Raw genomic sequence first — 18,624 nt, 5'->3', positions numbered from 1 at the left:
CGTTTAGAAGACAAATTACTTACGTAAACGTAAGAGTTTTTGTCATGAAACCGCTATTCGGCGGCTCGTTTTTCATGATGCAGAGCCAGATATTCCGCACTCCGCATCTCGAAAAGGCGCGATGCCGTCCGGTCGAACTCGAAACCTTCGGTACCACGCGCTTGTGTCAACAAGTTCTCAGGCATGGCCGCAGCCGAGATATAGAGCCTCACCGCATGGTCGTAGAGCGTATCGACCAAAATGATGAAGCGCTTCGTCTGGTTCCGCTTCTCGGGTCCGAGCATGGGAACGTGATCGACAAATATGGCATCAAAGCGTTCGGAGATGACAAGGAAGTCGGCCGCACCCAGCGGCTTGTCGCAGAGATCGGAGAAGGTGAACCGCGCCAGCCGGTCGACGGCCAGCGGCACATGGATCGAGCGCCCCTTCATCGGCAGCTCGATCGGCTGCGCCTTGCGCCCGTGCAGCGCCTGGTTCCAGGCGGCGTCCATGGCCATGTCGGCATGGCGGTCGAGGGGCGTGATGTAGACCGGCAGGCTGTCGATCTTCTCCATCCGGTAATCCGTCGGAGAATCCAGCGTCACCGTCTCGACGTGCTTGTTGAGGAGATCGATGAACGGCAGGAAGAGACCACGGTTGAGGCCGTCACGATAGAGATTGACCGGCTCGACGTTGGAGGTGGCGACCAGCACGCAGCCGCGACCGAAGAGGTCGGAAAACAGCCGCGACAGGATCATCGCATCGGCGATATCGGTCACCGTGAATTCGTCGAAGCACAGAAGCTCGGCTTCGTCATAGAGTGCGGCACCGACGACCGGGATAGGATCGGCCTGCTTGGTCTCGCCGTTCTTCAGCCGCAGCCGGTGAGCGGCGATGCGGTTGTGAACATCGGCCATGAACTCGTGGAAATGCGCGCGTCTCTTCTTCGAGCAGGGCGCCATGTCGAAGAACATGTCCATCAGCATCGTCTTGCCGCGGCCGACGCTGCCGTGAATGTAGAGACCCTTGACCGGCTCGGAGGATTTCTTCTTGGCCGCAAACAGCCAGCCGAGTGCACTTGATTTCGCCGCCGGACGCTTCTGCTTGAGTTCCGACAGTACCCGATCCAGGCATTTCGCCACATGCATCTGGGCGGAGTCGAGTTGAAGCGAGCCTGAGGCCGTCAGCGACTTCAATTGTTCGCTGACGCTCAAGCTGTAGTCTGGCATCGGTTGCATTTAAATATCCGCCTGAAAAAGATCGGCGGAGCGAGCCGCCCGCTCGCTTATCGGCTGAGCGCGATCGGCTGGCCGCTGTTGGTCTGGCCGCTGAAGGCGTTGTCGGCGGTCTTGTAGACGCTGCCGATCTGGTTGCCGTTGCGGTCCTTGAGCAGGACCTGCTTGCCCGACACTTCCCAGGAGCCCATCGCCGTCAGCTCGCCGACGCAGCCGCGCGTACCGCCGCGCGAACCGCTGCCGAGGTTGGTGAGCGTCAGGAACATGTCGCAGGAGCCGTTGACCCGCCAGCTGCCGACCAGGGATTCCTTGGTGACGTCGAGGCCGCCGCCATTGGCCGCCATTGCGCCGCCGCCCTGCACGCCGCCCATCGGCGCCGTCGTGGCCGGAGCGGCCGGAAACTGCGAGGAACCACCGGGAGGAGGCAGCTGACCGCCCTGCACCTGAGGCACGGGCTGCGCCGTCAAAGGTGCCGGCGCTGCGCTGTAGCTAGCGTCGTTATAGGCTGTACGCTGGCAACCGGCGAGTGACAGAACGACCGCCATACCTGTCATCGCATATCGCAACTGCATCTGAATGCTCCCGAATGTCCGCTTTTGTCGCATGAAAATAGTAATTAGCTTATTTTCGAATGAACGTGTTTCACTTTGGTTAATCAAGCCGTAATGGCCGTGAATTGCCTGACGGAGCTAGGCCTGTGACAGCGCAATTCAACCTTTACGGCTGAGAACTTCCTGAAGATAGAATTTGTCAGCAAGGTGATGACCAGTCATTTCTTCTGGAAATGCTGTCGCCTGTTTCACGATTGAACGATGGTCATCTCGCACCGGCAGGCATCGGCGGCCCGACAAGGGCCGCCGGATGGATGGCATCGCGTCAGACGCGGCGCTCGACCATCATCTTCTTGATTTCGGCGATCGCCTTGGCCGGGTTCAGGCCCTTCGGGCAGGTCTGCGCGCAGTTCATGATCGTGTGGCAGCGATAGAGGCGGAACGGATCCTCGAGGTTATCGAGGCGCTCACCCTTGGCTTCGTCGCGGCTGTCGATCAGCCAGCGATAGGCCTGCAGCAGCACGGCCGGACCGAGATAGCGGTCGCCGTTCCACCAGTAGCTCGGACAGGAGGTCGAGCAGCAGGCGCACAGAATGCACTCGTAGAGGCCGTCGAGCTTCTGGCGGTCTTCGTGGCTCTGCTTCCACTCGGTCGCCGGCGCCGGCGACACCGTCTTCAGCCAGGGCTCGATCGAGCGGTGCTGGGCGTAGAAGTTGGTGAGATCAGGGACGAGGTCCTTGACGACGGGCATATGCGGCAGCGGATAGATCTTCACCGAGCCCTTGATGTCGTCGAGACCCTTGGTGCAGGCCAGCGTATTGGTGCCGTCGATGTTCATCGCGCAGGAACCGCAGATGCCCTCGCGACAGGAACGGCGCAGCGTCAGCGTCGGGTCGATCTTGTTCTTGATGTAGAGCAGACCATCGAGCACCATCGGGCCGCAATCGTCGACGTCGATATAGAACGTGTCGATCGACGGGTTCTGGCCATCGTCAGGGCTCCAGCGATAGACGCGGAATTCGCGTGTATTGGTGGCACCGGCCGGTTTCGGCCACACCTTGCCTTCGCGTATCTGGGAATTCTTGGGAAGTGCGAGTTCAACCATGTTTGTTTTCCTGCTCAGAGACGAACAGCGCCTGCGCCGTTTCGAGGGTCCGTATCCGGCCACCCTCGCCGGCGGCATTTGCCTTGGTTAGAAATTTCTTGTCGGCAGTCACCATGAAGCTGCCGTCGGTCGAATGCGTTGCCGCCAGATACATGCAGTCGTAGACGGAGTGATCGAGCTTACGCGACAACTCGAACCCCAATTTCACCAGCGCCTGAGATGGCAAGACGACATCGATGCTCTCGTCCAGCGTCGTCAATCCATCCACCGCCTGCTGAGGCGTGATTTGACCAAGCCGAATTTTGCGCTGCAGAACATTGGCGACTTCCGAGAAGATCAGATCCGGAGCAACTCTCCGGATCGAATCGCCAAGCAAGAAATCGGCGTTGATATGGTCCGGCTCCGGCACGAACCATGCGATGGCAGCCGATGCATCGACAACGTAGATCAACGATCCCGATCCTCTCGCAACATCTCCACAGCAGCCGTCTGCTTGACGCCCTTCGGCGTCATCGCGCGAATTCTGGCAGCGATCGCCGGAAGATCTTCGCGTCGGTGGCGAGCCGGCACCGCTGCCTGCAGCAGCGCTTCCACCTCTTCCTCGACGGAGCGGTTGTTCAACCGCGCCCGATCGGAAATACGCGTCAGCAGCGCTTCATCAGCGATTTTGATTTGCATTTCACCCATGGCAGTGCCTCCGGCAACGATCCTTTGCCTATTCTCTCACATTCCCCATCAGTAAACACGCGCCTTGGGCGCGATCTTCTGCGGGTCGATCCCTTCCGCGATCAGCTCGGTATGCACGGGGCGGTAGTCGAGCTTGACGTCACCTGTCTCGTTGACCCAGGCCAGCGTGTGCTTGCGCCAGTTGACGTCGTCGCGGCCGGCGAATGCGCCTTCCGTGTAGTCCTCGCGGGCGTGCGAACCACGGCTCTCCTTGCGCGCTTCGGCGCCGTAGATCGTGGTGATGGCGTTGGCCATCAGGTTCTGCAGCTCGAGCGTCTCGACGAGGTCGGAATTCCAGACCATCGAGCGGTCGGTGACCTTGATGTCGCGCATTTCCTGCCAGATGGCCGAGATGCGCTGGCAGCCCGATTCCAGCGATTCCTGCGTACGGAACACGGCGGCGTCTTCCTGCATGGCGCGCTGCATCTTCTCGCGAAGATTGGCCGTCGGCGTAGAGCCAGAGGCATGACGCAGGCCGTCGAAACGGTCCATGATCTTGTCGCAGGCGGCGACGTTGAGATGCGGCACCGGTGCCGCGCGGTCGATGACTTCACCGGCGCGAATGGCGGCGGCGCGGCCGAAGACCACGAGGTCGATCAGCGAGTTGGAGCCGAGACGGTTTGCCCCGTGCACCGAGGCGCAGCCGGCTTCGCCGACGGCCATCAGGCCCGGAATGATGCGCTCCGGATTGGAGCTGTCGGCGTTCAGCACCTCGCCCCAGTAGTTCGTCGGAATGCCGCCCATGTTGTAGTGAACGGTCGGCAGGACCGGGATCGGCTCGCGCGTCACGTCGACGCCGGCGAAGATCTTGGCGCTCTCGGAAATCCCCGGCAGGCGCTCATGCAGAACGGCCGGATCGAGATGGTCGAGATGCAGGAAGATGTGGTCCTTGTTCTTGCCGACGCCGCGACCTTCGCGAATTTCCAGCGTCATGCAGCGCGAAACGACGTCGCGCGAGGCAAGGTCCTTGGCCGACGGCGCATAGCGTTCCATGAAGCGCTCGCCCTCGGAATTGACGAGGTAGCCGCCTTCGCCGCGCGCACCCTCGGTGATCAGACAGCCGGAGCCGTAGATGCCGGTCGGGTGGAACTGCACGAACTCCATGTCCTGCAGCGGCAGGCCGGCGCGGGCAACCATGCCGCCGCCGTCGCCGGTGCAGGTATGCGCCGAGGTCGCCGAGAAATAGGCGCGGCCGTAGCCGCCGGTCGCCAGCACCACCATCTTGGCGGCGAAGCGATGGATCGTACCGTCGTCGAGGCACCAGGCGACGACGCCGGTGCAGCGGCTGCCGTCATCCGACATGATCAGGTCGAGCGCGAAATACTCGATGAAGAATTCCGCGTTGTGGCGCAGCGACTGGCCGTAAAGCGTGTGCAGGATGGCGTGGCCGGTACGGTCGGCAACGGCGCAGGTGCGCTGTACCGGCGGACCTTCGCCGTAGTTCTGCATGTGGCCGCCGAACGGGCGCTGGTAGATCTTGCCTTCTTCGTTGCGCGAGAAGGGAACACCGTAGTGCTCGAGCTCATAGACCGCCTTCGGCGCTTCCATGGTGAGGTACTGCATGGCGTCGACGTCGCCGAGCCAGTCGGAGCCCTTGACGGTGTCGTAGAGGTGCCACTGCCAGCTGTCGGGCGTCATGTTGCGCAGCGAAGCGGCGATGCCGCCCTGCGCCGCAACGGTGTGCGAGCGGGTCGGGAACACCTTGGTGATGCAGGCGGTCTTGAAGCCCTGTTCGGCCATGCCGAGCGTGGCGCGCAGGCCGGCGCCGCCGGCGCCGACGACGATCACGTCATAGGAGTGATCGATGTACTTGTAGGCCTTCCCGTTCTGAGCGGGGCCATTCTGAGCGGATGAATTCGATGCCATGATATCAATTATCCTACGAAGGCGATCTTCAGAATGGCGAAGAGACAGAGCCCCGCCATCAGGATCGAAAAGAAGGTGTTGAGCATCACGAGCGCGATCTTGGTGACTTCATGGTGCACGTAGTCTTCGATGATGACCTGCATGCCGAGCTTCATGTGGATAACGCCCGACACGACCATCAGGCCCATGACGACGGCGACGAAGGGGTTCGACAGCGCGTGAACCACCTGCGCATAGGGCTGGCCGGCATGGATGATCATGAAGATGATGAAGAAGAGGAAGAGCGGCACGTTGGCAACGGCCGTCACGCGCTGGCGCCAGAAGTGTTCGGTGCCGTCCTTGGCCGAACCGAGGCCGCGAACCTTACCCAAGGGGGTACGCATATCCATGTGATCAACCTTTAGAAGCGAATGAGGAAGCCGATCACCCAGACCAGCAAGGTCAGACAGAGCGAGGCGATGATGTTGGCGATGGCGAGCTTGGTCGAGAACTGCTTGTCGAAGCCGTGACCGAGGTCCCACATGAAGTGGCGGAAGCCGCCGAGCATGTGATGGATGAGCGCCCAGGTGTAGCCTAGCAGCACGAGCTTGCCGATGATGCTGCCGAGCACCCAGTTGGCCCAGTCATAGGCGCCGACGCCGGTTGCGGCCGCGATCAGCCACCAGGCGACCAGAAGCGTACCGACATAGAGCGCCCCACCGGTGATACGGTGGACGATCGACATAACCATGGTGGGGATTGGTTTATAAATCTGCAAATGCGGCGACAGGGGCCGATTATTTGTCACGTTCGCCATCAGAACCTCGCGGCGGTCTTTCTGCGCCTCCCGGGATCCGGAAAGCATCCAAGCATCCACACGATGGTCACAAAGCTGTGCGTGCGTTGCATCATTGGCGACGTTTAATCACCGAAACACCTAACGACAAGTATAATTGACGCACCCACCGAATTTAATCGATTTGCGTCTTGACGTCGCAGTTGACATAGGTCAACCGGCCCGCCCCGCTACCCCTTGCGGATGAATTTTCAAGCTTTGGTGGACAAGCCTGCGCTTTTGGCGCATTTTCGCGTTAACGCTTTGTTAAGCATTCCGTTTCCGGAGACCAACGCGATGTTCAAGACATCCTCGAAACTCGTTCCGCTTGCCGCAGCGGCGCTGATCGCGCTGCCCGCCGCAGCCGGCGATTTCGGCGGCAATTTCGCCCCGCGCCACCACGATCGCGGCCATGCCGGCGGCATCGGATATGGCAACATCGGACAAGGCATGGGCCATCGCGGCATCGCAAACGGCTTCGCATCCGGCTCGGTCATCCGCCACCGCGGCACGTCGATCATCGGCAATTATGGCGGCTGGAACAACGGCCCGCGGCAGATCGCCGGCGGCTACGACGGCTATCGCCCGCATCCGGGCCGAGGCCGCTTCATCCAGCGCTTCGCCTCACCCTCGTCCAATTTTGCCCGAAGCAACATCGTCATCATCGACCGGCGCGGCGAAGCGCGCGCGCCGTCAGGCACCTATGCCGGCTCATCCTATGCCTATGAGACGGATGGCGGCACCTATGTCGGCGGTTACGGCTATGCCGGTTATGGATATCAGCCGACGGTCCGTCTGGCGCCGATGGCGAAGGTCATCCACGTCAACAATCGTCGCAATGCCTGCTCCTACGAACAGGGCGTCTGCGTCATCCGCCCCTGATAGAGCCCATCAGCCGTTGAAGCGCCAGACCGTGGTCTTCTTGACCTCGCTGTCCTCAAGCGCCCGCGTCACCGGCACCTGATAAACCGCGCAGGCCGACAGCCGATCCTTCGGCAGATAGGCCCGCCCGGGATCGCCGACGAGCACGATCACCCCGCCGGCCGCAAGTCGCTCGAACCACGGCACCAGCGCCATGGCAAAGTCGCGATCATAGAACACGTCGCCCGCAAGCAGCACATCGGCATCGACCTCCGAGCCGATCAGGTTCTCGCCGGTAAAGCCGATCTCGACCCCGTTCAGCTCGGCATTGAGCGCCACCGCTGTCTTCGTCCAAGGATCGATATCGGCGGCGAGCACGCTGTCCGCGCCAGCCATCTTCGCCGCGATCGCCACCAGCCCGGAGCCGCTGGCGAAATCGACGACGCGCTTGCCATCAACCGTTTCGGGATGATCGAGCACATAGCGCGCCAGCCCCTGCCCGCCCGCCCAGGCGAAAGCCCAGAACGGCGGCGGCAGACCGATTTCGGCGAGCTCTTCTTCCGTCTTCAGCCACAGCTCATGTGCTTCGCTCGCCAGGTTGAGCCGGATCTCCGGCACATGCGGCGGCGTCATCGGGCTGGTATTGTCGCGGATGAAGAGCGCGGGGTCGGTCTTCACGATATCAGCGCGGCGGGTTGTCGAGCCCGCCCATGCGGCAGACCTCGGCCCATTCCTCGTCGGTCACCGGCTGCACGGAAAGCCGCATCGACGTCACCAGCGACATCTTCGACAGCGCCTCGCTCGCCTTCACATCCTTCAGCGTCACCGGCTTCGGCATGTCACGGACGGCGCGGATATCGACGCAGTCCCACTTGGGATCGCCTTTGGCGGTCGAATCGGGATGCGACAGCGCGCAGACCTCGACGATGCCGACGATCTCCAGCCCGTCATTGGAGTGGTAGAAGAAGCCCTTGTCGCCGATCTGCATCGCCCGCATGTTGTTGCGCGCCAGATAGTTGCGAACGCCGGTCCACTCCGTGCCCTTTTCGCCGGCAGCCTTCTGCTGTTCCCAGGACCATGCGGACGGTTCGGATTTGTAAAGCCAGTGCGCCACTTGCTTACGCCTCCGGCTTGTTGAAGACCCAGTTGAAGGGCTTCACCTCGACGCTCTCGAACAGGCCGGCCTTGGCATAGGGATCGGCATTGGCGATCTCCGTAGCCGCCTCGATGGTCTCGGCCTCGACGATCACGAGGCTGCCGCAAGGCTTGCCCTCGGCATCGAGAAACGGACCAGCCATCTTCAGCGTGCCGGCAGCGTTGAGCGCATTGAGATGCTCGACATGCGAGGGGCGCGTGTCCATGCGGACATTGAGGTGGCCAGGCTTATCCTTGCAGACAAAGGCGAAAAGCATGTGGGTTCTCCTATTCGGTCGTGATCGGACGCGTCATCAGCTGGTCGATGGCGGAGGCAATGCCGAGCTTGCCCTCGATGATTGCGGACACCGCGTCGGTGACAGGCATGTCGATATCAAGCGACTTGGCGAGCCGCGACACGACGGCGGCGGCAAACGCCCCCTCGACGAGTTCGCCATGCGCGGGGTCGCGCGTCTCGCCGCGCCCGAGCGCGATGCCGAAACGCAGGTTGCGCGATTGATGGCTGGTGGCGGTCAAGACGAGGTCGCCGAGACCGGATAGACCCGGCACCGTATCCGCCTGCCCGCCCTTGGCGACGACGAAGCGCGACATCTCGGCCAGCCCGCGCGCAATCAGCGCCGCCCGCGCCGAATCGCCGATGCCGGCGCCCTCGACGATACCGCAGGCAATCGCCAGCACGTTCTTCAAGGCGCCGCCCAGCTGCACGCCGATCCTGTCGGACGACGGATAGAGCCGGAAGGTGCGCCCGGAGATCGCCTGCGCCAGCCGCTCGGCGATCTCGCCATCTTCGGCGGCAACCACCATCGCGGTCGGCAGCCCCTTGGCGATATCGGCCGCAAAGCCCGGCCCGGACAGGACCGCGATCGCATGCCCCGGCAACGCCTTGGCCAGCATGTCGGTCAACAGATTGCCCGTGGTCTTCTCGATGCCTTTGGCGCAGGTGACGACGACGGCATCATTAGCCAGGTAAGGTTCGTATTGCCGCGCCGCATCGGCCTGCGCCTGCGAGGGCATGGCAAAGAGCACGATGCCGGCATCGCCGATCGCATCCGGCTCGGCGGAAAATTGCAGCGTCTCGGGCAACGGAATGCCGGGAAGCGCCGCGTCGTGCAGATGCTCGGCCGCGAGATCGGCCATCAGCTGCGGATCGCGGCCAATCAGCGTCACCTTGTGCCGCCCCGTCAGCGCGATCACGGCCGCCAGTGCCGTCCCAAAGGCGCCGGCGCCGATGACGGCGATCGTTTCGCTTTCTCCGCTCATGCCTTTGCTCCCCGCTTGCCGAAGCCCAGCAATGTCTCGGCGCTCGAATCGAGCGGCCAGCGCGAGCGCGGCTGCACGTCGAGATCATCGGGCGCAACGCCCGTTGCCATCCGCTCCAGCCCGGCCCAGGCGATCATGACGGCGTTGTCGGTGCACAGATGCAGCGGCGGCGCCACGAAGCGAAAACGGTTCTTGTCGCACAGCGCCTGCAGCGTGCCGCGCACGACGAGATTGGCGGCAACGCCGCCCGCCACCACCAGCGCCGGCTGCTCGACATCGGGATAGAGCGCCTTGAACCGCTCGAGCCCGCGCCCGATCCGGTCCTTCAGCGTCCGCGACACGGCATCCTGGAACGAGGCGCAGATATCGGCCACGTCCTGGTCGGTCAGCGGCGCGATCTCGGTCGCCGCCTGCCGCACGGCCGTCTTCAAGCCGGAGAAGGAGAAATTCAGCTTCGCCTCGCCGACCAGCGGCCGTGGAAACTTGAAACGTTGGGGATTGCCCGACTTCGCCGCCCGCTCGACGGCCGGCCCGCCCGGATAGGGCAGGCTGAGCAACTTCGCCGTCTTGTCGAAGGCCTCGCCCAGCGCGTCGTCGATCGTCGTGCCCCAGCGCTCGTACTCGCCGACCCCGCGCACCAGGATCAGCTGCGTATGCCCGCCGGAAACCAGCAGCATCAGATAGGGAAAAGAAAGCCCGTCCGTCAGCCGCGCCGTCAGCGCATGGCCCTCGAGATGGTTGACTGCATAGAGCGGCTTGCCGGATGCCTTTGCAATCGCCTTGCCGGTCATCAGCCCGACAAGCAGCCCGCCGATCAGCCCCGGACCCGAGGTCGCGGCAATCGCATCGATGTCGGACAGCGACACATTGGCGCGTTTCAAAGCCTCGTCGATCAGCGTATCGAGTGCCTCGACATGGGCGCGCGCGGCGATTTCTGGCACCACGCCGCCATAGGCGCTATGCTCTTCGAGCTGGCTCAGCACCACGTCGGAGCGCACGGTCGGCACACCCTTCGCATCCCGCTCGACAACGGCGGCGGCGGTTTCGTCGCAGCTTGTTTCGATACCGAGGATGCGCAGAAAGGGAGCCATGGTGCCTGATCGTTGATTGCGATGGGTCTGAAACCTGTTTACGAGAAACTCCGGTAACAACGGATCAATGCGGATGCAAACAAAACCTTTCCGGATCGGCACCAGAGGCAGCCCGCTGGCGCTCGCCCAGGCAAACGAAGCCCGCGACAGGCTGATGGCCGCCCACGGCCTTCCAGAGGAGATGTTCGAGATCGTCGTGCTCTCGACCAAGGGCGACCGCATCACCGATCGCTCGCTCTCCGAGATCGGCGGCAAGGGCCTGTTCACCGAGGAACTGGAAGAGAAGCTCTCGAGCGGCGACCTCGACATCGCCGTGCACTCCTCGAAAGACATGCCGACGACGCTGCCCGAAGGGCTCTGTCTCTCCGCCTACCTGCCGCGCGAAGACATTCGCGATGCTGTCGTAGGCCGCACCGCCCCGAAGCTGATCGACCTGCCGCATGGCGCCACCGTCGGTTCCTCGTCGCTGCGCCGCCAGGCGCTGATCCGCCGCATGCGCCCCGATATATCAGTCATCACCTTCCGCGGCCTCGTCGACACCCGTTTGCGCAAGCTGAACGAGGGTCAGGTCGACGCGACGCTCTTGGCGCTCGCCGGCTTGAAGCGGCTCGGCAAGGTCGAGGTCATCACCGACATCCTCGACCCCGACACTTTCCCCCCGGCGCCTGCCCAGGGCGCGATCTGCATCGAAAGCCGCATCGGCGACACCGTGACGGACGCGCTGCTGGCACCTATCAACGACATCAGGACCTACGACACCGTCTCCTGCGAGCGCGCCTTTTTGGGCGCACTCGACGGCTCCTGCCGCACGCCGATCGGCGGCTATGCCGTCTGCGAGGGCGACCAGATCCGCCTGCACGGACTGATCATCACCCCCGATGGCCGCAGCCAGCATGCGATCACCATCGACGGCCACCGCCGCGACGCGGTAGCGCTCGGCACCCGCGCCGGCCAGGATATCCGCGCCCGCGCCGGCACCTCGTTCTTCGACAGCTGGAGCTGACGGCGCATGCGCGTGCTCGTCACCCGTCCACCGCATCCGGGCGAGCGCACCGCAAAACGGCTGGCGGAGATGGGACACGAGCCGATCATGCTGCCGCTATCGGCCCCCGCCCACGACCCGGACGCCGCCTTCACGGCGCTCGCCAACTCCGGCGGCCCGATATCAGTCACCAGCGCCGAGGCGATCCGCGTCCTCACCGAACGCCCCGATGACCTCGCCCCATATCTCTCCCGCCCCCTCTTCGCCGTCGGCGACGCCACCGCGGACGAAGCAAGGGCAGCCGGCTTCCGAGACGTCACCGCCTCCACCGGCGACGGTGCCGACCTCGCCGATCGCATCGCGCAACGCGACACCGCGCGATCGGACAAGACCAACCTCCTCTATCTCGCCGGCTTCCCCCGCGCCGAAACTTTCGAGACCCGCGCCGCAGACCTTGGCCTGACCGTCACCACCGTCGAATGCTACCGCATGCGCCGCCTAGACATTCCCGACCAGTTGCTCCGCGAACTCTTCTCGGCCCACGAACCCGACGCGATCCTCTTCTATTCCCGCCGCACCGCCGAGGATTTCTTCGCCCTCAAGGAAATCTCCGCCAACCTCGACGCCCTCATCGGCGTCCGCCTCCTCTGCCTCAGCCCGGCCATCGCCGACGCGATTCCCCCGACCCTGCAAGGCCAATCCGCCACACCCGATAGCCCCGACGAGACAGCCCTGTTGTCGCTTCTGTGAGCGATGGAGCCGTCATTTCATAAGTTGGGTTTCCGCCCAGGCAACAAACTCCTCAAGCCGAACAAGCGCCCGCGCCGCATCGTCCCGCGACTTCGCGCGCCCCCCGTATTGCACCTCGTCCTTCTGCTCCAGAAGCGCCCGAAGGTTTGTCTCCTGGTGCTTCGGAAATGCATTGCCGAGTGCCGCGCGAAGCAGCTTGATCACCGCGCCATGATCCCCCTGATTGATCTCGCCGCGATACCTGGCGGTGATGGCATCGGCATAGGCAATGGCGCAATTGATTGACGTCGCAATGGACGGGTTTCCGAGATCGCCGGGGTCCGCCCACGCATTGCTGTTCTGGGCGTCCTTCAAATAGGCCCTCGCCACAGCGAGCCGCGCCGAAACATAAGCCACATCCGTCTTCTTGCCCGGCCTCGACCTAACCATCGGCATCGGCCCCAACCGAGGCGGCAAGCTCCTCCGGCCGCCTGCCCGACAGCACGATCGCATCCGCAACCGCATTGGCCCACCAGGGGTCACGATCACGTGCGAGCCGCTCGACATCGGACATATCGAGACCGACGACGCTTGCGGTGAAACCGAGCCGCTCGGCATGCGCGGCCAGGCTGTCCCGGATCGTCTCGACCACTGCCGCGAGGTCTCCAGCGCCGGCCACGACAGCGACATCCAGGTCGCTGCGAAGCCGATCCTCGCCGCGCGCGACACTGCCGTAGATCCATAGGCTTTTGACCAGCGGCGCCTTGCTGCCGGCGCTATCCTTCACGGCCTCGACGATATCGGCAAACCGCCGATCTTCGACGTCGAAAAGGCTTCGTATCTGATCAGCAAGACAATACTCGGGATACAGCCGGTATAGCCGGTTGTATCCCGTCCCTTCGGCGAAGATGACGCCAATCTCCTCCAGCGAGAGCAGCCCAAGGCGCGTACTGCTCTTCGACAAGGCCGCGCGCTGGCTGATATCGGCGGCGGACAGTAGCCCGCCATGGCGCGCCAACACCCGCAGGACACGCACATTCGAATCCACCCCGAAAATGAGGTCGACAGGGTTCCTGATTGCACTCTGCGAAATGGTTCGTGCCATCGCACACAATCCTCAGCGGTTCACTGATTGGTCTAATAACAAACCAATCAGTCTAATATTAAATCAATTGGTTCATTATTAAACCTTTTGCGTTGTCCGGGCAATGCCACCCCGACAGCCTCCCGAACCAATCCAATTTCAGCCAAGGTCGCGACCTAATTTCGCAAATTTCATCTGGCCTCTTTCCTTCACCGGCCTCACTGACTACTTTCGAACCACTGTAAGAATTATGAGGGTCTCATGGCACCAGGAAATCCGCCCCGCCATTCGAAGAGCACCGACGAGCCGGTCACGATCGACTTGGATGCGCAGGAGATTGCCTCGGAGGAGAGTGCCAGCAAGGACGCGCAACACGATATCGGCAAGACGGCCGACGAGGTAGCCGAAGCGCCGTCGGAGACCAGCGAATCGATCGTTCCCGATGAAGGTATCGACGAGAGCGACGCCTCGAGGGCCAAGGCGGAAACTCCTGCTGAAGAGACGGCGGAGCCCTTCGCCTATGACAAGGCTCCCGATCCCGAACTGCCGCCCTATAACCATGCGCCCGAACCCGTGGAGCCCCCCAAGAGCGAGCCACAGCGGCAACCCGGCGGCACGTCCGGGCTGATCGCCGCCGGCATCGTCGGCGGGCTGATCGCGTTGATCGGTGCCGGCGCCATCCAGTATGCCGGCTTCCTGCCCGGCTCCTCGGCGCCTGAGACGGCTTCGCCCGAAATCGCCAACCTCTCCGGCGAAATCGACGGCCTCAAGCAGTCCGTCGCCAACCTCGCCGCCGCACCGCAGGCAGCGCCGGTCAATGATGCGCTCGAAAGCCGCATCGCAGCACTTGAGACCGCCGCCAAGGCGCCTCAGGCAGCCGGCTCTGGTACCGACAGCGCCACCGTCGATGCGCTGAACCAGAAGATATCGGATCTCACCGCGGAGCTCGACCAGCTACGCGGCGCCGTCAGCCAGGCGACCGAGCAGCGTGCCAACAACGGCGCCGAGCTCGAACAGCGCCTCACCGCCGCCGAACAGAAGCTCAATGAGCCGCGCCAGGACGTCGCCGTCGCCAAGGCGATCGCCGCAGCCGGCCTGAAGGCGGCGATCGATCGTGGCGGTCCTTTCGTCGCCGAGCTCGACACCTATGCCGGCGTTTCGCCCGATGACCCCGTCGTCGCCGACCTCAAGAGTTTCGCCGAAACAGGCGTGCCCTCGCGCGCCGAGCTGATCCGCCAGGCGCCCGATGTCGCGACCGCGATTGTCGGCAGCGTCAACAAGGCCGATCCGAACGAGAGCTGGTCCGACCGGCTGATGGCTGGCGCCAAGTCGCTGGTCAGCGTGCGCCCGGTCGGCAATATTGAGGGCGAAAGCGTCGAGGCGATTGCCGCGCGCATGGAAGACAAGGTGAAGAACGGCGACTTGCCGGGTGCGGCCAACGAGTGGACCACGCTGCCGGCAGATGCCAAGCAGGCGTCCGCCGCCTTCAAACAATCGCTGGACGCCCGCATCCGCGTCGAGGAGCTTGTCGGCAGCGCGCTGTCGAAGGCTGTCTCCGGTACTGGCCCAAGCACCGGCAAGGAGGGCTGAGGATATGATCAGGCTCGTCGTCTTCGCGCTTCTCGTGCTTGTTCTCGGCTACGGCTTCTCCTGGCTTGCCGATCGCCCCGGCGATCTTTCGCTCATCTGGGAAGGCCAGCTCTATCAGACCCGGCTGATCGTCGCCGCAACCGCGATCATCGCGCTGATCGCGGTCGTCATGGTCGCCTGGTGGCTGGTGCGCGTCATCTGGACCTCGCCGCACTCCGTGACCCGCTATTTCCGCGCCCGCAAGCGCGACCGTGGCTACCAGGCGCTCTCGACCGGCCTGATCGCCGCCGGCGCCGGCAATGCGCTGATGGCTCGCAAGATGGCCGCCCGTTCGCGCGGCCTTATCCGCGCCGACCAGGAGCCGCTGATCGCGCTGCTCGAAGCCCAGGCAGCCCTGATCGAGGGCCGGCATGACGAGGCCCGCGCCAAGTTCGAGGCGATGGTCGAGGATCCCGAAACCCGCGAGCTCGGCCTGCGCGGCCTTTATCTCGAAGCCAAGCGCCTCGGCGCCAACGAGGCCGCCCGGCAATACGCCGAAAAGGCCGCCGACAACGCGCCCTACCTTCCCTGGGCCGCCCAGGCGACGCTTGAATACCGCAGCCAGTCCGGCCGCTGGGATGATGCGATCCGCCTGCTCGAGCAGCAGAAGGCCGCCCGCGTCATCGAAAAGGCCGAGGCCGACCGCCTGCGCGCCGTGCTTCTGACTGCGCGCGCCGACGAGAAGCTGGAGAACGATCCTTCAGGCGCCCGCGACGACGCCACGCATGCGCTGAAACTCTCGGCCGATTTCGAGCCGGCCGCGATCATCGCCGCCAAGGCGCTGTTTCGCGAAGACAAGCTGCGCAAGGCAGCCTCCATTCTCGAACAGGCCTGGAAGACCAACCCGCATCCCGAGATCGGCGCCACCTATGTGCGCGCCCGCAGCGGCGATTCGCTCGCCGACCGGCTGAAGCGCGCCGAAAAGCTGGAGGCGCTCCGCCCCAACAACATCGAATCGCTGTTGATCGTTGCCCAGGCAGCACTCGACATCAGGGATTTCGCCAAGGCCCGCGCCAAGGCCGAGGCAGCCGCCCGCATCGAGCCGCGCGAGGCAGCCTTCCTGCTGCTCGCCGATATCGAGGAAGCCGAGACCGGCGACCAAGGCCGCATCCGCCACTGGCTCGCCCAGGCGCTGAAGGCGCCGCGCGATCCGGCATGGGTGGCTGACGGCTACGTCTCCGACAAATGGCTGCCGCTCTCGCCGGTCACGGGCAAGCTCGACGCCTTCGTCTGGAAGGCACCGTTCGGCCAGGTCGAAGGCCCGGTCGAAGAAGGCTCCGTCATCTCCATCGACAGCGCGCTGAAGAGCCTGCCGCCGGTGCGCGATGTCAGGCCCGAAAGTGCCGCCGGCGATCACCGCATCATCGAGCTCGAACGCGCCGCCACCATCGCCAAGGCCGCCCGCCCGGTGGCCGAGACGCCCGCAGCACCCGCGCCCGCCAAGCCGAAACCGGCCCCGAAGGAGCCGGCAACCGCGAGCAAACCTGCCGACACTCCCGAACCGCGCCCCTTCTTCGGCGGCCTGCCGGATGATCCGGGTGTGCGCAATCCATCGGCCGAGCCAGAACCCAAGACACGGCTTCGCCTCTTCTAGCCAAACAGGACCCGTATGTTCGAACGCTTCCAGGCATTTTTTCAGAACCTGACCGCAGACACCCAAAAGAGCAGCTTCGCGCCCGATGATCCCCGCATCGCGGTGGCCGCACTCTGCATGCAGGTCATGGAGGCCGACGGCCAGATCAAGGACAGCGAGAAGAAGCGTCTACGCACGCTCCTGAAGGACCAGTACTGTCTCGACGGCAAGCAGCTCGACGCGCTGATTGCCGCCGGCCGGGAAGCCGAAAGCGACGCTGTCGACTATTACCGCTTCACCTCCGACCTGAAGCGCCATCTGGACACCGAACAGCGCCTGGAGCTGATCGGCATTCTCTGGGACATCGTCTATGCCGATGGCGAGCGCAGCGAGATGGAGGACGACGCCATCTGGCGCATCGCCGAGCTTCTCGGCGTGTCGGCCCGCGAGCGCATCCAGAAGCGTCAGGAGGCAGCGAAACGGGTCACCGGCATCGATGTGGTGCAAGACGATGCCGACTGACAGTACAGGCGCGGCGGGCACCGGCATTGCCGGCCCCAACGACCCGGGCTCAAGCCTCGAAGGCAAACGCCCGGTCCTGATCGTGCTGCATCAGGAGAGCTCCAGCCCCGGCCGCGTCGGCCAGCTGCTCGCCGAGAAGGGCTATCCGCTCGACATCCGCCGCCCGGTGCTAGGCCAGAAGCTGCCGATAACGCTTGCCGAGCATGCCGGCGCCGTCGTCTTCGGCGGCCCGATGAGCGCCAACGATCCCGACGACTTCGTCAAGGCCGAGATCAGCTGGCTCGATGTGCCGCTGAAGGAGAAGAGGCCGCTGCTTGGCATCTGTCTCGGCGCGCAGATGCTGGTGCGCCATCTCGGCGGCAAGGTCGCGGCCAATGCCGACGAGACCACCGAGATCGGCTGGTACCCGCTGCGCGCGACCGAAAAGGGCCGGCAGCTAATGCACTGGCCGCGCATGGTCTACCACTTCCACCGCGAAGGTTTCGATCTGCCGCGCGGCGCCGATCTTCTTGCTGAAGGTGACGTCTACCCGAACCAGGCCTTCCGCTACAACGGCCACGCCTGGGCCCTGCAATTCCACGCCGAACTGACCCGGGCGATGATGCACCGCTGGGTCGTCCACGGCGCCCATCGCTTCATCCTCCCCAACGCCCAGCAGGGCCGCGAGCATCTCGAAGGCCGCATGCTGTTCGACGCGCCGCTCAAGGCCTGGCTCAACGAATTCCTCGATCTCGTCTTCGAGGGCAAGAAGCCGAGATCGGCCCCCTCGGCGAAGGCCACGCTGACGGCCTGATGCGGAGCACCCCGCGTCGTGCTATGGTGTGCGACGTCACTTCGACGGCATTTTAGTAGCAGAAACAGGTTCCGATCCACGATCCGGCCGATTGGTCGCGCCAGGCGCGCCATGACCGCAGCCATGTCAGGGGAACAGCATGTCGAACTACGAACAGAAGCTTGTCTCGCTGGGCCTCGTCCTGCCCCAGCCGCTGAAACTGCCCTCGCACATGACGCTGCCCTTTCCCTGGGTCAACGTGCGAGGGAATAGGGCCTTCATCTCTGGCCACGGCCCGCAGAACCCCGACGGCTCCCCATCAGGCCCCTTCGGCATCGTCGGCGACACGGTGACGATCGAGGAGGCCCACGCCTCGGCCCGCAAGGTCGGGCTCGCCATGCTGGGAAGCCTGAAGCGCGAACTCGGCAGCCTCGACCGCATCACCGGCTGGTGCCGCGTTCTCGGCATGGTCAACTGCGCCCCCCACTTCTCCAACCCGCCCGCCGTCATCAACGGCTTCACCGAGCTGATCAACGACGTCTTCGGCCAGGACGTCGGCCGCCACGCCCGCTCCGCCATCGGCGTCGCCGGCCTGCCGCTGAATTTTCCGGTCGAGATCGAGGCGGAGGTGATGATTTCTGGGTGAGGGATTATGGGTGAATGTTGGCGGGCGTGGCCCCCTCATCCGCC

The 18,624-nt window shown here is 64.0% G+C and carries 23 protein-coding genes; 8 read left to right on the top strand and 15 right to left on the bottom strand.

From position 1 onward, the window contains the following. Positions 1–53: 53 nt before the first annotated feature. The 8 genes from zapE to sdhC all read right to left on the bottom strand — a co-directional run bounded on the left by zapE (position 54) and on the right by sdhC (position 6,258). Positions 54–1,217 (bottom strand): cell division protein ZapE, encoded by a 1,164-nt coding sequence (gene zapE, locus D460_RS0130000; RefSeq protein ID WP_018902316.1) that lies wholly within the window; start codon positions 1,215–1,217, stop codon positions 54–56. 47 nt (positions 1,218–1,264) lie between these two features. Further along, on the bottom strand, positions 1,265–1,786 hold the full coding sequence (locus D460_RS0129995) for a protease inhibitor Inh/omp19 family protein (RefSeq protein WP_018902315.1): 522 nt from the start codon (positions 1,784–1,786) through the stop codon (positions 1,265–1,267). A 304-nt stretch (positions 1,787–2,090) separates the two neighbouring features. Beyond that, the gene (locus tag D460_RS0129990; protein ID WP_018902314.1) at positions 2,091–2,870 is read right to left on the bottom strand and encodes a succinate dehydrogenase iron-sulfur subunit; all 780 of its coding nucleotides are present in this window, start codon (positions 2,868–2,870) and stop codon (positions 2,091–2,093) included. After that, positions 2,863–3,321, bottom strand: coding sequence for a type II toxin-antitoxin system VapC family toxin (locus D460_RS34155; RefSeq protein WP_018902313.1), 459 nt, complete (start codon positions 3,319–3,321; stop codon positions 2,863–2,865). Before D460_RS34155 ends, D460_RS0129990 begins: the two co-directional genes overlap by 8 nt. Beyond that, the gene (locus D460_RS0129980) at positions 3,318–3,557 is read right to left on the bottom strand and encodes a hypothetical protein (RefSeq protein ID WP_018902312.1); all 240 of its coding nucleotides are present in this window, start codon (positions 3,555–3,557) and stop codon (positions 3,318–3,320) included. The genes D460_RS34155 and D460_RS0129980 overlap by 4 nt, the downstream gene beginning before the upstream one ends. A gap of 48 nt (positions 3,558–3,605) precedes the next feature. Beyond that, positions 3,606–5,462, bottom strand: a complete 1,857-nt coding sequence (gene sdhA, locus D460_RS0129975) for a succinate dehydrogenase flavoprotein subunit (RefSeq protein ID WP_018902311.1) — start codon at positions 5,460–5,462, stop codon at positions 3,606–3,608. An 8-nt stretch (positions 5,463–5,470) separates the two neighbouring features. Continuing rightward, the gene (sdhD, locus tag D460_RS0129970) at positions 5,471–5,851 is read right to left on the bottom strand and encodes a succinate dehydrogenase, hydrophobic membrane anchor protein (RefSeq protein ID WP_026283704.1); all 381 of its coding nucleotides are present in this window, start codon (positions 5,849–5,851) and stop codon (positions 5,471–5,473) included. 11 nt (positions 5,852–5,862) lie between these two features. Beyond that, positions 5,863–6,258, bottom strand: coding sequence for a succinate dehydrogenase, cytochrome b556 subunit (gene sdhC, locus D460_RS0129965; RefSeq protein WP_026283703.1), 396 nt, complete (start codon positions 6,256–6,258; stop codon positions 5,863–5,865). A gap of 315 nt (positions 6,259–6,573) precedes the next feature. On the opposite strand from sdhC, the gene D460_RS0129960 reads away from it, so the two are divergent. Next, positions 6,574–7,158 (top strand): hypothetical protein, encoded by a 585-nt coding sequence (locus D460_RS0129960; protein WP_018902308.1) that lies wholly within the window; start codon positions 6,574–6,576, stop codon positions 7,156–7,158. Between the two features lie 9 nt (positions 7,159–7,167). On the opposite strand, the gene D460_RS0129955 is transcribed toward D460_RS0129960, so the two are convergent. From D460_RS0129955 to tsaD, 5 genes are read right to left on the bottom strand one after another with little or no spacing between them, the layout of a single operon-like run. Beyond that, entirely contained in the window at positions 7,168–7,815 is a 648-nt protein-coding gene (locus tag D460_RS0129955) for a methyltransferase (RefSeq protein ID WP_018902307.1), read from the bottom strand. Positions 7,816–7,819: 4 nt separating this feature from the next. Further along, the gene (locus D460_RS0129950) at positions 7,820–8,251 is read right to left on the bottom strand and encodes an EVE domain-containing protein (protein ID WP_018902306.1); all 432 of its coding nucleotides are present in this window, start codon (positions 8,249–8,251) and stop codon (positions 7,820–7,822) included. A gap of 4 nt (positions 8,252–8,255) precedes the next feature. After that, positions 8,256–8,549, bottom strand: a complete 294-nt coding sequence (locus D460_RS0129945; protein WP_018902305.1) for a YciI-like protein — start codon at positions 8,547–8,549, stop codon at positions 8,256–8,258. Between the two features lie 10 nt (positions 8,550–8,559). Continuing rightward, entirely contained in the window at positions 8,560–9,552 is a 993-nt protein-coding gene (locus tag D460_RS0129940; protein WP_018902304.1) for an NAD(P)H-dependent glycerol-3-phosphate dehydrogenase, read from the bottom strand. Beyond that, the gene (gene tsaD, locus D460_RS0129935) at positions 9,549–10,643 is read right to left on the bottom strand and encodes a tRNA (adenosine(37)-N6)-threonylcarbamoyltransferase complex transferase subunit TsaD (protein WP_018902303.1); all 1,095 of its coding nucleotides are present in this window, start codon (positions 10,641–10,643) and stop codon (positions 9,549–9,551) included. Before tsaD ends, D460_RS0129940 begins: the two co-directional genes overlap by 4 nt. 73 nt (positions 10,644–10,716) lie before the next feature. On the opposite strand from tsaD, the gene hemC reads away from it, so the two are divergent. Both hemC and D460_RS0129925 read left to right on the top strand, forming a co-directional pair. Then, positions 10,717–11,646: a hydroxymethylbilane synthase gene (hemC, locus tag D460_RS0129930; protein WP_026283702.1), complete on the top strand. Its 930-nt coding sequence runs from the start codon at positions 10,717–10,719 to the stop codon at positions 11,644–11,646. 6 nt (positions 11,647–11,652) lie between these two features. After that, the gene (locus D460_RS0129925) at positions 11,653–12,375 is read left to right on the top strand and encodes a uroporphyrinogen-III synthase (RefSeq protein ID WP_018902301.1); all 723 of its coding nucleotides are present in this window, start codon (positions 11,653–11,655) and stop codon (positions 12,373–12,375) included. 12 nt (positions 12,376–12,387) lie between these two features. Here D460_RS0129925 and D460_RS0129920 read toward each other — a convergent pair whose 3' ends face one another. After that, entirely contained in the window at positions 12,388–12,771 is a 384-nt protein-coding gene (locus tag D460_RS0129920; protein WP_245267842.1) for a hypothetical protein, read from the bottom strand. Positions 12,772–12,796: 25 nt separating this feature from the next. Then, a complete protein-coding gene (locus D460_RS0129915; RefSeq protein ID WP_018902299.1) occupies positions 12,797–13,459 on the bottom strand; it encodes a helix-turn-helix domain-containing protein in 663 nt (220 codons plus the stop codon). A gap of 240 nt (positions 13,460–13,699) precedes the next feature. Here D460_RS0129915 and D460_RS0129910 point away from each other — a divergent pair, with 240 nt between their 5' ends. From D460_RS0129910 to D460_RS0129890, 5 genes are all read left to right on the top strand, one after another. Next, a complete protein-coding gene (locus D460_RS0129910) occupies positions 13,700–15,028 on the top strand; it encodes a COG4223 family protein (RefSeq protein WP_018902298.1) in 1,329 nt (442 codons plus the stop codon). A 4-nt stretch (positions 15,029–15,032) separates the two neighbouring features. Beyond that, the gene (locus D460_RS0129905; RefSeq protein ID WP_018902297.1) at positions 15,033–16,661 is read left to right on the top strand and encodes a heme biosynthesis protein HemY; all 1,629 of its coding nucleotides are present in this window, start codon (positions 15,033–15,035) and stop codon (positions 16,659–16,661) included. 15 nt (positions 16,662–16,676) lie between these two features. Continuing rightward, on the top strand, positions 16,677–17,162 hold the full coding sequence (locus D460_RS0129900) for a TerB family tellurite resistance protein (RefSeq protein ID WP_018902296.1): 486 nt from the start codon (positions 16,677–16,679) through the stop codon (positions 17,160–17,162). Further along, on the top strand, positions 17,152–17,955 hold the full coding sequence (locus D460_RS0129895; protein WP_155947890.1) for a glutamine amidotransferase: 804 nt from the start codon (positions 17,152–17,154) through the stop codon (positions 17,953–17,955). Before D460_RS0129900 ends, D460_RS0129895 begins: the two co-directional genes overlap by 11 nt. Before the next feature lie 139 nt (positions 17,956–18,094). Continuing rightward, positions 18,095–18,580, top strand: coding sequence for a RidA family protein (locus D460_RS0129890; protein ID WP_018902294.1), 486 nt, complete (start codon positions 18,095–18,097; stop codon positions 18,578–18,580). Positions 18,581–18,624 lie beyond the last annotated feature (44 nt).

Origin of the sequence: Rhizobium sp. 2MFCol3.1 (genome assembly GCF_000377565.1) — a bacterium.
Lineage (GTDB): Bacteria > Pseudomonadota > Alphaproteobacteria > Rhizobiales > Rhizobiaceae > Rhizobium.
This window is presented reverse-complemented; position numbering and strand designations above follow the sequence as displayed.

Bases quoted from the DNA above. Each gene is read 5' to 3' on its own strand.
- zapE (WP_018902316.1), bottom strand. From the start codon at position 1,217: ATGCAACCGATGCCAGACTACAGCTTGAGCGTCAGCGAACAATTGAAG.
- D460_RS0129995 (WP_018902315.1), bottom strand. From the start codon at position 1,786: ATGCAGTTGCGATATGCGATGACAGGTATGGCGGTCGTTCTGTCACTC.
- D460_RS0129990 (WP_018902314.1), bottom strand. From the start codon at position 2,870: ATGGTTGAACTCGCACTTCCCAAGAATTCCCAGATACGCGAAGGCAAG.
- D460_RS0129980 (WP_018902312.1), bottom strand. From the start codon at position 3,557: ATGGGTGAAATGCAAATCAAAATCGCTGATGAAGCGCTGCTGACGCGT.
- sdhA (WP_018902311.1), bottom strand. From the start codon at position 5,462: ATGGCATCGAATTCATCCGCTCAGAATGGCCCCGCTCAGAACGGGAAG.
- sdhD (WP_026283704.1), bottom strand. From the start codon at position 5,851: ATGGATATGCGTACCCCCTTGGGTAAGGTTCGCGGCCTCGGTTCGGCC.
- sdhC (WP_026283703.1), bottom strand. From the start codon at position 6,258: ATGGCGAACGTGACAAATAATCGGCCCCTGTCGCCGCATTTGCAGATT.
- D460_RS0129960 (WP_018902308.1), top strand. From the start codon at position 6,574: ATGTTCAAGACATCCTCGAAACTCGTTCCGCTTGCCGCAGCGGCGCTG.
- D460_RS0129945 (WP_018902305.1), bottom strand. From the start codon at position 8,549: ATGCTTTTCGCCTTTGTCTGCAAGGATAAGCCTGGCCACCTCAATGTC.
- D460_RS0129940 (WP_018902304.1), bottom strand. From the start codon at position 9,552: ATGAGCGGAGAAAGCGAAACGATCGCCGTCATCGGCGCCGGCGCCTTT.
- tsaD (WP_018902303.1), bottom strand. From the start codon at position 10,643: ATGGCTCCCTTTCTGCGCATCCTCGGTATCGAAACAAGCTGCGACGAA.
- hemC (WP_026283702.1), top strand. From the start codon at position 10,717: ATGCAAACAAAACCTTTCCGGATCGGCACCAGAGGCAGCCCGCTGGCG.
- D460_RS0129925 (WP_018902301.1), top strand. From the start codon at position 11,653: ATGCGCGTGCTCGTCACCCGTCCACCGCATCCGGGCGAGCGCACCGCA.
- D460_RS0129915 (WP_018902299.1), bottom strand. From the start codon at position 13,459: ATGGCACGAACCATTTCGCAGAGTGCAATCAGGAACCCTGTCGACCTC.
- D460_RS0129910 (WP_018902298.1), top strand. From the start codon at position 13,700: ATGGCACCAGGAAATCCGCCCCGCCATTCGAAGAGCACCGACGAGCCG.
- D460_RS0129905 (WP_018902297.1), top strand. From the start codon at position 15,033: ATGATCAGGCTCGTCGTCTTCGCGCTTCTCGTGCTTGTTCTCGGCTAC.
- D460_RS0129900 (WP_018902296.1), top strand. From the start codon at position 16,677: ATGTTCGAACGCTTCCAGGCATTTTTTCAGAACCTGACCGCAGACACC.
- D460_RS0129895 (WP_155947890.1), top strand. From the start codon at position 17,152: ATGCCGACTGACAGTACAGGCGCGGCGGGCACCGGCATTGCCGGCCCC.
- D460_RS0129890 (WP_018902294.1), top strand. From the start codon at position 18,095: ATGTCGAACTACGAACAGAAGCTTGTCTCGCTGGGCCTCGTCCTGCCC.